At 43.9% G+C, this 14,049-nt stretch carries 13 protein-coding genes and 2 tRNA genes; 3 read left to right on the top strand and 12 right to left on the bottom strand.

Going from position 1 to position 14,049, the window contains the following annotated elements:
* Window positions 1-104 precede the first annotated feature (104 nt).
* From HCZ91_RS12815 to HCZ91_RS12775, 10 genes are all read right to left on the bottom strand, one after another.
* Window positions 105-731 carry a DMT family transporter gene (locus tag HCZ91_RS12815; protein WP_179799671.1) on the bottom strand — a complete coding sequence of 209 codons (627 nt, stop codon included), beginning with the start codon at window positions 729-731 and terminating at the stop codon, window positions 105-107.
* 56 nt (window positions 732-787) lie between these two features.
* On the bottom strand, window positions 788-1,636 hold the full coding sequence (locus HCZ91_RS12810; RefSeq protein ID WP_257020065.1) for an FAD-dependent oxidoreductase: 849 nt from the start codon (window positions 1,634-1,636) through the stop codon (window positions 788-790).
* 114 nt (window positions 1,637-1,750) lie between these two features.
* The gene (locus tag HCZ91_RS14015; RefSeq protein WP_257020064.1) at window positions 1,751-1,942 is read right to left on the bottom strand and encodes an NAD(P)-binding protein; all 192 of its coding nucleotides are present in this window, start codon (window positions 1,940-1,942) and stop codon (window positions 1,751-1,753) included.
* Window positions 1,943-2,073: 131 nt separating this feature from the next.
* Complete coding sequence (locus HCZ91_RS12805) at window positions 2,074-2,496, bottom strand: hypothetical protein (protein ID WP_057761099.1); 423 nt, start codon at window positions 2,494-2,496, stop codon at window positions 2,074-2,076.
* A 433-nt stretch (window positions 2,497-2,929) separates the two neighbouring features.
* Window positions 2,930-3,418, bottom strand: coding sequence for a M48 family metallopeptidase (locus tag HCZ91_RS12800; RefSeq protein WP_102092284.1), 489 nt, complete (start codon window positions 3,416-3,418; stop codon window positions 2,930-2,932).
* Between the two features lie 222 nt (window positions 3,419-3,640).
* Complete coding sequence (gene betT, locus HCZ91_RS12795) at window positions 3,641-5,686, bottom strand: choline BCCT transporter BetT (protein ID WP_102092283.1); 2,046 nt, start codon at window positions 5,684-5,686, stop codon at window positions 3,641-3,643.
* A 292-nt stretch (window positions 5,687-5,978) separates the two neighbouring features.
* A complete protein-coding gene (betA, locus tag HCZ91_RS12790; protein ID WP_179799670.1) occupies window positions 5,979-7,679 on the bottom strand; it encodes a choline dehydrogenase in 1,701 nt (566 codons plus the stop codon).
* A gap of 118 nt (window positions 7,680-7,797) precedes the next feature.
* On the bottom strand, window positions 7,798-9,300 hold the full coding sequence (gene betB / locus HCZ91_RS12785; protein WP_179799669.1) for a betaine-aldehyde dehydrogenase: 1,503 nt from the start codon (window positions 9,298-9,300) through the stop codon (window positions 7,798-7,800).
* A 181-nt stretch (window positions 9,301-9,481) separates the two neighbouring features.
* Window positions 9,482-10,051, bottom strand: coding sequence for a TetR/AcrR family transcriptional regulator (locus HCZ91_RS12780; RefSeq protein WP_218870191.1), 570 nt, complete (start codon window positions 10,049-10,051; stop codon window positions 9,482-9,484).
* Between the two features lies 1 nt (window position 10,052).
* Window positions 10,053-10,397, bottom strand: coding sequence for a multidrug efflux SMR transporter (locus tag HCZ91_RS12775; RefSeq protein WP_179799668.1), 345 nt, complete (start codon window positions 10,395-10,397; stop codon window positions 10,053-10,055).
* 487 nt (window positions 10,398-10,884) lie between these two features.
* Here HCZ91_RS12775 and HCZ91_RS12770 point away from each other — a divergent pair.
* The 3 genes from HCZ91_RS12770 to HCZ91_RS12760 all read left to right on the top strand — a co-directional run bounded on the left by HCZ91_RS12770 (window position 10,885) and on the right by HCZ91_RS12760 (window position 12,561).
* Window positions 10,885-10,960 (top strand) — tRNA-Asn (locus HCZ91_RS12770).
* A gap of 216 nt (window positions 10,961-11,176) precedes the next feature.
* Window positions 11,177-11,506, top strand: coding sequence for a hypothetical protein (locus HCZ91_RS12765; protein WP_057761113.1), 330 nt, complete (start codon window positions 11,177-11,179; stop codon window positions 11,504-11,506).
* 323 nt (window positions 11,507-11,829) lie between these two features.
* Window positions 11,830-12,561: a hypothetical protein gene (locus HCZ91_RS12760; RefSeq protein WP_179799667.1), complete on the top strand. Its 732-nt coding sequence runs from the start codon at window positions 11,830-11,832 to the stop codon at window positions 12,559-12,561.
* Between the two features lie 105 nt (window positions 12,562-12,666).
* On the opposite strand, the gene HCZ91_RS12755 is transcribed toward HCZ91_RS12760, so the two are convergent.
* Both HCZ91_RS12755 and HCZ91_RS12750 read right to left on the bottom strand, forming a co-directional pair.
* Window positions 12,667-12,757: transfer RNA gene (locus tag HCZ91_RS12755), tRNA-Ser, on the bottom strand.
* Window positions 12,758-12,849: 92 nt separating this feature from the next.
* The gene (locus tag HCZ91_RS12750; protein WP_257020066.1) at window positions 12,850-13,998 is read right to left on the bottom strand and encodes a type I glyceraldehyde-3-phosphate dehydrogenase; all 1,149 of its coding nucleotides are present in this window, start codon (window positions 13,996-13,998) and stop codon (window positions 12,850-12,852) included.
* Window positions 13,999-14,049: the final 51 nt, after the last annotated feature.

The following is a 14,049-nucleotide window of genomic DNA, read 5'->3' as shown; positions in this document are numbered from 1 at the left end:
CAATGTTTTTGATAACTTGTGCTCGAAAATCTGCTGAGTAGGTCATCTTTTATATTTCTCTTTGCTTGGTTTAAAAGCATTGTACCTTTTCTATTTTGGACTGACTATAGCAGCAGCGCTGCCGCAATCAACATACCTGGAGCGAGTGCGCCAGAAGACGCATTATCAGGCCAGCGTAACGTCCGATATATATTGCCAATAGCGAGTAGCACTGGACCAAAAAGCGCGATTAAAATCCAAAACACACTAGAATCTGGCGCAGAGAATTTATGCACGGCTAATGCTCCTGCCCCGATGAGTGCTGCGATGACCCCAAGCGCACGGACAATGTAAAATTGCTCTATACGTAGTATCAGCGCGCCAAGATAAGTTAGCAGTGGCGGTAATGAGAGGATTAAGGCGACGAAACCTGCGCCCACATGAGGAATGGCAGAGAATAATAGTAAGTTGGCGGCCGCGACACTGACCAGCGCCGCGACAAAGTAATACTCTAAGCTGCGAGCATTAAGAGGAGGAAGCTCTTTTCTGATGAGCGCTGTCATAAATAAAATAACAGCAGCGCCAGTAATCGACCAAAACAAAAACCCTAATGGGGTGAGACCGACATCGATAGCGTACTTTGCCACATTGGTCGAGATACCAGTGAGTGCCCCACCTGCCAGCAGACAAATGAAGGGCACCAGCCAAGTAGTAGTTTTGTGAATACTGGTTTGTTTGAGCGAGTCATTCATCGACTATCCTATTGGATGATGAATTTTTGAGTCATGTTAGATGGCTTTTATAATAGCTACTGGCGCAAAATGGTAGCAGGTAGGCTTTGTACAGCGACGGTTGCTGCATCAATTGCTCCAGCGACATAGCCAGGGAATTGCGCTGACCACTCACTACCACAACCTGTTAGACAGTCTTGCCACACGCCTGTTTTTGGTTTGGACGGCGGTGCTACTACATGCTGACCGTTACCGCTAGCATCAGCAGGCATCGCTGTTAATGGATCTTTTGCCCAGTCTTTAAGATATTCAGCTTTTGGAGTACTTGCCTGCGCACCAAATAGTCGCACTAACTGCGCACGGCAATGTTCTTTTAGCACCGTATCAGAAACGCTCTGTCGCACTTGAACAGGAACGCCAAAAAAACCAAACAACGCGCCATCGCCCTCTAACGTAAAAGCATCAAGTATCTCAGTGAGCGGCCCTATCGCACTGCGTGCGGCACCCGAGAGACCAGCATCTCGCCAAAATGGTGACTCATAAACAGCGACGTATTTGGCATGGGGTGCCATCCAAGTGGCTGTCTCGCGCCACTGTTCACTTAAGTCTTGCGGTAGCGCTGGCTGAAATGCTATCCGATCTTCTATCAATCGAGGCGGTAACGCAAGTAGCACATGCTGCGCTCGGAACGTCGTCACATGTCCGGTCACGTGCCCAAAGCTGTCTTCACTCTGTACTTCAATATATTGGGATGTCTTGTTTAATTGCTTTACGGTTTGACCAGTCATGATACAACTGGCATCTAAACGAGCATATAGCGCGTCAATCAAAGTGGCCATACCACCGACTAACCGCATAGAAGGTGGTGTGCTTTTGTAACCTTGCATACGCACAGGTGACTGATTGGCAGCGCGCTCAACCATCATATCGCCTTCTTCAAACTGCGCAAAACGTGATAAATCTAACGATTCAATAAGCGTACTTAACTGCGTTTGATAATCCGGCCAAAACCAAGACGGTCCTAAATCAAACGCCGCGCTTTATTCTGCTTGATCGATATCAGTACTGTTATTAGTAGCATGCGCATCTGAACATTTAGCAACTGCAATGCGACCACCTAAGGTATTACGCGCCTCTAGCAATCTATACGCTATACCCTTTTGCTCTAATAAAAGGGCGGCATATAATCCACTTAACCCACCACCGACGATTACCACAGGTATGTCTTGCATATCGGATTACCCTATTTATAATCGGTTCAATATCATTTGAATACAAGGAAGCCGAGTGAAAGTACTACAAGTAGTAAGCTAAGCGAGACTGACACCGTACTCAATTTATAGAGGATTGACTATAAACCAAACTACTCTGCCAATAGCTTCGTAAGCATCTCATCAATCTCAACCTTGAACTCTTTATCTTCTATTTTATTGGCTGTGACTTTGGCATTTTGCAGACTTTGGATAGCGGCTTCTTTTTCACCTGTCTCAAGCTGTAGCACCGCCATAGAAAAAGCAATCGATGACATATGATCTTTTGAGTTAATGGCAGTAGCTTTGGCCAATGCTTTGTCATAAATGACCAGCGCTGCGTCCAAATCTTCTGTGAAATCAGCAAGCGTTTCCCATTGTTCTGGGTGGTCTTTGTCAGTGCCTTCATTATCGGTACAAATGGCGTTTAGTTCAGCATACAGCGAATCAAATTTCTCTTGATTGCCTCTGCGATCCGCTTCTAATAACTCTTCAGCTAAGGTGTAAATGGCTTTATATATTTTGGTATTAATCATTGTTTACAACCTTTTATGGACTATATCGTGTGTGGTTAGGATTATAACGTAATTCTAGGGCGTGTCCTCATTTTAAAAATGGTGATAAAAATGAGATAAATTGCAGTCAAACAAGGAAAATAGCGCAGATCATATCGGGATATTAACCAGCTATTGAACGATGTTTGGCAAAATTTAGCCATTTTTAGCCCGTTTAGATATGATCAATTGAATTGAGGACACGCCCTAGCGGCTCAGATGATTGGCTTAAAAGAAGAACACGATATTTATGTGGCTGTTATTAAGATTACTATGAACCTTGTTAAGGTTGTTATTCGTACTATAGTCAATTCAATTTAAAAGTAGTACAAGGCAACCGAATGCAAGTTATATATTAGTATGCTTAGCGAGGATGACGATGTAGCAGATGTATATAGACTTGACTATATTAGGGCTACAACTCTCGCCAGTGTAACCATAGTCGTGTATCTAGCTCAAATTGATGATACTCAGGCTCCATATGGCAGCATAATTGATAAAACGCTTTGTTATGCTCATGCTCTTTGAAATGGGCAAGCTCGTGCACCACTATCATGCGCAAAAACTCTGGCGGCGCGTCTTTAAATAGGCTGGCTACCGTGATGCTATTGTGCGATTTGAGCTTACTGCCCTGTACGCGCGATTGCGTCGTATGGATACCTAGGGCATGCTTTAAAACCTTGAGCTTACTGCTATAGCTGACATTTGATAGCTGACCAATCTTACGCATGTATTGGGTTTTTATCTCATTTATATACTGATAAAGCGCTTTGTCGCTTTGGACTTGATGCTGAGTTGGGTACTTTTTTTCCAGATACTCGCCCAACCTACCATCACTGATAAGCTGAGCAGCTTGAGTTTGAATCTGTTCTGAGTAATGCGCTATGTACTTTAATTTGGTCACAAGTGTATCCTTTGCTAATACGTTGCAGCGTATCAGTCGATCAATTCAATCTTAATGAATTTTACCTTATATTTTCGGCGCTTGTTTTATACTTATTTGGGATATGTCCTCAATTCAAACGATAATTATTTATAAATGGTTATCCATAAAAGAAACCCCATAAGCTGCGAGCAACTTATGGGGATATTTTTACTGATAGTTTTACTTAAAAAGTGTACCGGATTAACGCTCTAAATGTAGATACTGCAAGTGGCGTTCGTACTGATTTAAGATATCAACCAATACCTGCTCTTTTGAGTAGCCAACCAAGTCATACTCTTGCGAGCCTTCGCTTAAGAACACTTCCGCACGGTAGTAATACTCTGCGTGCTTGGTAGATGTGCTCAATGTAAAGTTAGGACGATGAGCTTTAATCAGATTGACTTCATAAATAAAGTCATCTTCATCGCCATGACCGACACGCAATTTTAGACCGTCTACCTGACCACTATCTTGGTCCATGCCTGCATCGATACCTTCACCGATACTGGCAAGGTTTTTGGTATCCAACGAGGTTTTGAGGCCACCTGCTTTAAACTCTTTTTCGACCTCAGACATCGCTGGCATCACGACCGTATGCAAGAATTTCTCAACCTGTGCATGGCCTGGGAAACTCACAATACGTTGCAAGCGCGCTTTCCAACTCTTACCACTGTCCAACACATTTGCCGTGCCGATTGTACTGGCTTTACGCTTGTTGCCTTCTTCTTTTAGTGACTTCCACATAGACATCATGTATAGCACAAGAATAATAGAGAATGGCAAACCTGCAATGACAGAAACAGATTGCAATGAGGCAAAACCACCTGCAAATAGCAGTCCTAACGTAATAAGACCAGTCGCTGCTGCCCAAAACAGACGTAACCAAACAGGAGCATCGGTATCATTGGTCATACCTCTTGAGCTCAAGTTCGCTAATACTAACGCGCCTGAGTCAGCAGAAGTCACAAAGAAAATAAGACCAATAACAACACCAGCAAATGACAATACTTCACTGTAAGGGAAGTATTCAAACAGCGCAAACATGCCCATTGCCGCATCATTGACCGCGATTTCGCCAAGCTCTGTTGCGCCATTGGCAACCAAGTCTATCGCTGAATTACCAAAGATAGAGAACCATGCGAAGATAAAACCAAGCGGAATAAACATCACGCCAAATACAAACTCGCGCAACGTACGGCCACGGCTAATACGTGCAATAAATAGACCTACAAATGGTGCCCAAGCAACCCACCATGCCCAGAAAAATATCGTCCACCAAGATTTCCACTCGGCACCAGCAGCACCGTCATAAGCATAAACGTCAAAGGTTTTATAAATGATGGTTTGAAAATATTGACCAATATTTTGAGTAAAGGTATTTAATAGATACACCGTATTGCCCATTACCAATATGGCAAGCAACAACAGTATTGACGACAACATGTTGAATTCAGATAGACGACGAACGCCTTTTTCGACACCTGTCATCGCAGAAATAGCAGCTGCAGCGACGACACCGACGATGATGAGCGCCTGAACCGTTTTGCTAGATTCGATACCGAACACATGGGTCAAGCCAGCATTTGCCTGCAATACCCCAATACCTAAACTGGTTGCAATACCCATCAACGTACAGACGACACCGAAGGTATCAATACCATCGCCTAACCAACCTTTGATTAAACGTTCACCAAATATCGGTGTCAACGGCGAGCGTAACGCGAGTGGCATGTTTTTGCGATAAGCAAAGTAAGCCAGCGCCATACCGATTAGTGCATAAATACCCCACCCGTGTAGACCCCAATGCAAGAAAGTCTGAGCAAGTGCTTCGCGCATGGCCTCAGCACTAGCAGGCTCTAAGCCTGTATGCGGGGTCAAATAATGCATCAAAGGCTCAGAGGCACCAAAGAACAACAGGTCAATACCAATACCCGCTGAGAACAGCATGGCCGCCCACGCTAAAAACGGAAATTGTGCTTTTTCGTGGTCTTGACCAAGCTTTATATCACCGTACTTAGAAAAACCAACAAACAACGCAAAAATACTATAAGCGGCAACCACCAACATATAATACCAGCCAAACTTGTCTGATACCCAAGTCATGCTTGCGCTCAACAAGGCCTCACTATAATCTGGAAAAACGATGGTCCAGATTATCAATAAAATAGAAATAATAGCTGAGCCCATAAACACGGTTTTGTTTAGGGTCAGAGGTTTCGTCACATCTTGTGATGGCGAACTGTACATAAAAGACCTCAATATATAAATTAAACAGGGTCCGATATTGCTTTGTCCGGCATCGTCTAATAGTAGACTGATGATCTATAACCGTATAACGTGGAACCAACCGCATGACGGACAAAGCAGTACCAATAAATAAAAAGCTAATAAAATTATAAACAAATTCAACCTGAACGGTATTCATTATTCTAATATGTTAGCGCTGATAGAAAAGGCCTCTACTTGGAAAGGCCTTTTGGTTAAAATTTTCTCATATCATTATTTATTCAGTATCCTATATGCAGGCTTATATCACAGCCTACACCGTCGAGAGATAATCGCGCATTGGCTCTGAGCGCAGCGGTGCACCATTGGCCACGTAATAATCTGCCGTTGAAAGTGGCAGCTGTACGCCTCTCATCTTATCGACAATTTTTTCGGCGAGCATAATAGTTGTAGCATTGAGATTACCACTAATAATGTTTGGCATGATAGACGCATCGACGACTCGCAAGCCATCAATACCATGTACCAGACCTTCGCCGTTTACTACCGAATCGTTATCTTCACCCATCGCACAGGTACAAGATGGATGATAAGCCGTCTCACTATGATTGCGTACGTATTCATCTAACTGGGCGTCGGTGACCAGATCATCGGTCGGTGCAATTGCGCGACCACGATAAGGATCAAGCGCTGGCTGATGCATGATCTCACGCGTGATACGCATTGCAGCACGGAATTCTTGCCAGTCTTGATCATGCGACATATAGTTAAACAAGATACTTGGATGTGCTTTCGGATCACGTGATTTTAGCTTGACGCGGCCACGGCTCGGTGAGCGCAGTGAGCCGACGTGTGCTTGGAAGCTGTGTGATTTCACAGCACTGCGGCCATCGTAGCGTACGGCTAGTGGCAAGAAATGATACTGAATATTTGGATGGGTAAACTTCTCATCCGTACGGATGAAACCGCCACCTTCGAATTGGTTAGACGCACCAAGACCTGTGCCATTGAATAACCATTCCGCACCAATCGCAGGCTTATTCCACCATTTATTGGCAGGCGCGATTGACACTGGCAGTTTACATTCATACTGCATATACAGCTCTAGATGGTCCTGTAAGTTATTACCAACACCTGGCAGATCCAATATTTCAGTCACGCCAGCATCTTTTAGCCACTGGCCAGGACCGATACCTGAACGCTGCAGCAGTTGCGGTGAGGCAATCGCACCAGATGAAACAATCACTTCGCGAGCGGCATGGAAGTTTTTGGCCTGGCCTTCGTGCTCGACTTTGACACCGACGGCGCGTTTGCCGTCAAATAAAATTACGTCAGTCAATGCACCGGTCAAAATCGTGATATTGCTACGTGGTTTGGCACGGTCAAGATAGCCGCGAGCCGTTGATGCACGGCGACCGTTGGGCGTGACAAAGCGATCCATCGGACCAAAACCTTCTTGCTGATAGCCGTTTAGATCTTCGGTACGTGGATAGCCAGCTTGTACGCCCGCTTCAATCATAGCTTGGAACAGTGGATTGACCCCTGGCTTTGAGGTGGTCATTTCAACAGGACCGCCCACGCCATGATAGTCATTCTCGCCAGCGTCACAGTTTTCTAGCTTTTTAAAATAAGGCAGGCAATCCGAATACGTCCAGTCTGACAGGCCTTTTATTTTAGACCAATCATCAAAATCTAGCGCATTACCACGGATATAGCACATACCGTTAATCAATGATGAGCCACCTAGCCCTTTGCCACGACCGCAGTCCATGACACGGTTATTCATATATGGCTCAGGATCTGTCTTATAACCCCAGTTATAAGTCGTCCCTTGTAGCGGCATGGCAAGCGCAGCTGGCATTTGGGTACGGAAGTCAAAACGATAATCTGGACGACCTGCTTCTAACAGCAATACCTTAATATTGGCATCTTCGGTCAGACGCGTAGCCAGCACATTTCCTGCTGAGCCTGCCCCAACAATAATATAGTCATACTCAGGTGTGGTTGATGTCATAACATACTCCATAATATTGAAAAAACATACATCGTTTAGGGTCAGTAAGGTCTACTAAAAAGGCTAAATTAAAGCTAATAAGAAACCTTACTGGCTTCGTTTTTCTCAATAAGATTGATTAAAAGACAGATTCAAACGCACCCAACTCTACTTGGATAGATTTGGTCTGAGTATAGTGTTCGAGCGCTTCGATACCGTTTTCGCGGCCGATACCAGAATGCTTGTAGCCGCCTACTGGCATTTGTGCTGCCGACTCGCCCCATGTATTCAACCAGCAGATGCCAGCTTCGATCTGAGCGATGACTCGATGCGCGCGTTTTAGATCTGCAGTCACGACCCCAGCTGCCAAACCGTAATCGGTATCATTGGCACGGCGAATAACTTCTTCTTCGGTCTCGTAAGTCAATATCGACATCACTGGGCCAAAGATTTCTTCGCGTACGATAGTCATATCGTCCGTGCAATCAGTGAATACTGTCGGTGCGACAAATGCGCCGTTTGCAAGCTTGTTCGTTGTAACGCGCTCGCCACCTGTTAGCAGACGTGCGCCGCCTTTCTTACCTTGCTCGATATAGCCAAGCACGCGCTCCATATGCGGGAAGCTAACCAGTGGACCCATATTGATGTTCTCATCCATAGGGTCGCCCAGTCTAATACGCTCAACACGAGTTAAGATAGCTTGCTCGAACTTAGCTTGTAACGCTTTAGGAACGAATACGCGCGTACCGTTGGTACATACCTGACCCGTACTATAGAAATTGGCCATCATAGCGATGTCAGCAGCGGTATCGATATCTGCGTCATCAAATACGATCAATGGTGATTTGCCACCAAGCTCTAAAGTTACGTCTTTTAGAGATGAGCTTGCCGCGCTCGACATGACTTTCTTGCCAGTCGGTACGCCACCTGTGAACGATACTTTTGCAATATCTGGGTGATCGGTTAGCGCCTGACCTACTTCATAGTTACCTTGCACCACGTTAAATACACCGTCTGGCAATCCAGCTTCGGTCAATATTTCTGCCAGTTTTAATGCCGTCAACGGTGTCACTTCTGATGGTTTAAAAATCATCGCATTACCAGCAGCCAGTGCAGGTGCTGCTTTCCACATCGCGATTTGAATCGGATAGTTCCATGCGCCAATACCTGCGACCACGCCAAGTGGCTCACGGCGAGTATAGACAAAGCTAGTATCACGTAATGGAATCTGACGACCTTCAATCATCGGTGCTAGCCCTGCATAGTATTCAACGACATCAGCACCAGTGACGATATCGACGTACTTAGTTTCAGAGTAAGCTTTACCTGTGTCTTTGGTCTCAAGTAGTGCCAATACATCATTGCGATCGCGCAATATCTCAACAGCCTTTGATAAAATGCGACCACGCTCGACCGCTGTCATCGCCGCCCAAACTTTTTGACCTTTATGTGCGGCTTTTACGGCCTCGTCAATTTGCTCATTGCTGGTTTGCTGAATCGTTGCCAATACTTCACCAGTGGCTGGATTGATATCTTCAAAAGTCGTTAGCGATTCATCAACCGCTAGATAGCGACCGTTGATATAAGCTGTTTGTACTTGGTCTAAATCGATAATATCTGTCAAATTATTAATATCAGTCATAAATTCTCCTCAGGACGATTGGCAAAAGTAGCTATATAAAGGTAACTATGTAAAAGTACTGAAGCCGAATAGTGTCGTCGTTAGTTAAGTTTCGAAATTTAGTCTTTAAGAAATTTAGTCTTTAAATAGTAAAATAAAAATTATTTTATAAATCAGCATCGTTTTATGAATCAGCAACGTTTTACAAATCAAAGTCTTGTTGTGTCATTTTTATCAAGCGATCACGTAATGATTGTTTGTCTGCGATATCGATACCTGAAAAGTCTGAGAGCCAAATACCGTCAGCGACAAGGCGAACCATACATAATGTCTCGGTATTATCCGTTGCTGCATGTTTTTTGAGTTGCTCGTTCGCCCACTTAGCCCACAACTCACGCAGCTCACTATCACCTAGCATTAGCACATATAAGGTCGCTTGGTTATCGTACTCTTCCTGCCCTTGCTCGCCGAGACTGATGGTGGCGTCTATGTAAGCGCGGGTAAATGAACCGTACTTAACAGGATCGTCAGCCATTGCTGCGTTTACTTCTGCCTCAAACTTAGCCATTGCATCATTGAAGACTTCTAGCACGAGTGCGTTTTTGGTAGAAAAATGATGCATCACGCCACCCTTTGTCACCCCAACCGCATCAGCGACCGCCTGAAAAGTCACTTTAGATAAGCCCTGCTCCAATGTGATACGTGCTGCTTGATCTAACAACGCACGACGAATGACTTCTGGCTGTTTTTTACGCTTATAAGCATTTTCCATATCAATGCACCACAGAATTAGACAATAAGTTCATCACAACAACACCGCCGACGATCATCGCGATACCGACCACTGCTGCTGTATCAAGATTTTGCTTGAATAGCACCACACCAACGAGTGATGTCAGTACGATTCCGAGTCCGCCCCACAGCGCGTACGCAATACCTAGCGGTATGGTCTTAAGCGTCTGAGCCATTAGATAAAATGAAACCGCATAGAGCGCGCCCATCATCAAAGTTGGCACCAAACGGGTGAACTGCTCTGACTTTACCAAAAAAGTCGTACCCACCACTTCGCATATAATGGCAATAGTCAGATAACCGTAAGCAATTGTAGTAGGACTCATCTTTAGAACACCCGCTTTTGTTCAACGCATGCTATGAAAAAACATAGCAAAGAAACCACATGGTCGGTATTTTATAGAACTCTACTGCCAATGTGAAGGACTGTCTTGCAACTTTATTGTGTCAAACGGTATCGCACCACCTTTATATTTAAAAATACAAGGCATCAAATCCAATTTTACTTTGCCGAATCGACGTCTGGCTCTATATTCTTATCGTTTATCCTATGTGCCATATAAAAGTTTCTAAAAATATTTTTTATTTCTAAAGCACATTTATCGTCATTTTCTACTGAGTGCTGCCTTGAAATAGCCTATCTGATAAGGGATTGGCGTTAATTTTCAATAATTGCGATAATATTTATAATTAAACGCATAATAAGGTTGACAGCCTGTAGTGACTTGGCTAAAATGTGCCCCACATAACGCAAACAAGCTAATTAACTGCTTTAATATAAAGCATCAATAACTTGCTGTTATGACCAGCTATTCTCCAATAGCTCAGTTGGTAGAGCAACGGACTGTTAATCCGTGTGTCCCTGGTTCGAGCCCAGGTTGGAGAGCCATATACTAAAAACCTTCATCATAATTTGATGGAGGTTTTTTTATTGCTGTGTCTTTTATATTTACTTCTAATAATATTAGCACGGCTGTGGTGTTCTTTTAGACATTTTTGTTGTATGGTAAGATTAGTTTTGATTGGGTTCGTTTTTGTTTGAGTGCTTCGCTCTTACTCACTATTTGAGTGCTTCGCTCTTACTCACTAAAAGTAATGGTTTATTATGATACCTGTACGTATAAAAAATAAGTTTTCTGATCATCCGCAAAAAATCATGCGCCCGATTAGTATTCGTTTGTCTGAAGAAATGATTGGCCTATTAGAAACGACGTCATCAGACTTGGGCTTTAAGCGCATTCAAGGGCTTATTCGTCTTTATATTCGTCAGGGCTTGGATCGTGACCATCAGGATTATACGCTTGCCCATGATGAAGTATTCATCGAAACGCTACGTAAACGCGGCGTTAGCCAGCATATTATTGATGAAGCGATTGTAGTGACGCATAACAACAACATCACTCATCCGCTATCTGAGTTACAAGACAACGATTAAACAATTAATAATATCGTTGCTAATTAATAGTAACGCTGCTAGATAATACTAAAATAAAAAAGACCGAGTTTGCTAATGCGAGCTTGGTCTTTTTTGTGGCTGTTATAAAAGTTAAAGCATTACTGATATTTCTCTAACTCTCTTCTTGTTACGCCCTTCCTCTATTTAATCCATAGTAAATATTTTTCTAGGTACTCCGATATATTTGCGGTTTTAGTTAGCCATAACTAAACACAACAGATGTTTAAACAAGGTATATTAAACATATAGTCGCGACTATTTATAAGGTTTCAACATAATAAAGATCTGTAAGGAGGGGTACGATGACGGGCTTACATCAGCGTTTCAACAAAACTTTGTTTTCAACCATGACGGTAGCAATGCTAGTGATTGCGACTGGCTGCTCATCACCGCAGACTGATCCAAGTAAAACAACCATACCGACAGATTCTGACCAATGGCAAAAAAAATTAGGGCAAACTTTTGAGCAATTGTTTGAGGCCGATCAACAAGTACTCAGCCGATATATGCTGCGTATGAAATTGAGCGACGCTTATGAATCAGGAGCCATGCCGCGCACCACTATCAAGCAAGCGCTGATACAACAGCGTGAATACGAGCGTCTGCATCCAAACAACCCAACGGGCAAGAAAAGCCCAATTGTCAAAGGTCAGGCGACTAATGCTACCGCACAGATGTATCCTGTCGCCCTGCTCCCTGTAAAAACCAGTGATAGCGATAGCTTAAATCAAGTCAAAATGCAGTTTATGCTATCCAATCATGGCAAAAGCGCGATAAAAAGTTTTAAGGGGACGCTGACCATGAAAGATACCAACCTGAAAAAGGGCAAAAACTTTAATGTGCCCTTGACAACGTTTGATCCACCTATCGCACCAGAACAGTCTGGCAAGATCATTATTGAAAGCAGCATTGAGGATATCAATGTCATGCGCGCTATCAAAAATGCTAGTGGCATCACTATCGAGATTAATAAAGGCACGCTTGTCTTAGTAGATGATCAGACAATCGAATTTGAAAACTCACTGGTGAAGTAGCTGTACAACCTACTATTGAGGATTTTATAGAAGGTACTAATTAATATTTTTATTAATACCATAAAAAAAAGCCCCAATCAGCAATGATTGGGGCTTTTTCGAATTTGGCGGAGACGGAGAGATTCGAACTCTCGAAGGGCTATTAACCCTTGTCGGTTTTCAAGACCGGTGCATTCAACCGCTCTGCCACGTCTCCATTGGTGCATCATTATATAGATATCATTTTATAATGCAAGCCCTTAAACTAAAAAAATTCAATTAATTTTCGAACACTTGTAAATTGGTGCATTATCGCTTGCTTGAGGCCAGATGTAAGCACATATCGAGCAGCCTATTGGCATAGCCCCATTCGTTGTCATACCATGCAAAAACCTTATATTGACCGCCTACTTGCATAAGCTGCTGACCATCAATGATAAGCGACTCAGTCTGATGGATGAAGTCACTAGATACCAATGGCTCATCGGTATAAGCCATGATGTCATGCAAATGTGCCTGACTGGCAGATTTAAGTACCTCTCGTACTGTCTCGACATCGACATCTGGCGTATCAAATACAAAGGTGACATCAATCGCAGCCACATCGATAGTGGGCACCCGTATCGAATGACCATTTATTTTGCCGACCATGGCTGGTAGCACCCGTTCTGTCGCAGCGATACTACTGGATGTCGTTGGGATAATATTATAGCCAGAAGCGCGCGCCCGTCTTGGATCTCGATGTGCTTGATCTAGTACCGTCTGATCAGCGGTAACTGCATGAATCTCTGTCATCATGGCGGACTGCACACCAAACGCTTTATCTAGCGTATCAATCAACGGCACCAATGCTTGCGTGGTACAAGAAACACTAGAAATAATCGGTAGCTCAAGCGTGAGCGCATCGGTATTCACGCCCATCACGATACAGGCATCCACATCGTCAAATGGCGCGGCACCGATAATTACTTGCTGCGCGCCAGCATCGATATGTAGCGTCGCCTGCTCATACGAGCGAAAGTGCCCAGTACATTCTAAAACCACATCGACACCCAGCACCTGCCAAGGTAAATTTTTAGGATCAGGCTCTGATAGCATATTGATGCAGTAAGTCAGATTGTTTTTAGTCAGACAGAGCTCAGTCTTGCTTGTATCACCTGACTCACTCTCTACAATCTCAGCATTTACGCCTAATCGACTGAGACGGCCATGTGTGCTATCAAACTTGAGTAAATGCAGCAATATATCCGCTGGCGCTAAGTCATTAATTGCCACTACATGAATCGCACGGCCCAACACTTCAAAGCGCTCTAGCAAAGCACGAAGTACATTGCGCCCTATACGACCAAAGCCATTGATAGCGACTCTCAGTGGCTGTGTATGCTCACCAGTAGTACGGAACGTCGCCGCTATCGGGTCAGAGGTCAATTGATAAGTAGCGCTCGAAAAATCAGGCATAACATTGGACATAAAGGGTATCGCTATAAATGAGGGTAAAAACTGAGCGTT

Source organism: Psychrobacter sp. BI730 (genome assembly GCF_013414195.1).
Lineage (GTDB): Bacteria > Pseudomonadota > Gammaproteobacteria > Pseudomonadales > Moraxellaceae > Psychrobacter.
This window is presented reverse-complemented; position numbering and strand designations above follow the sequence as displayed.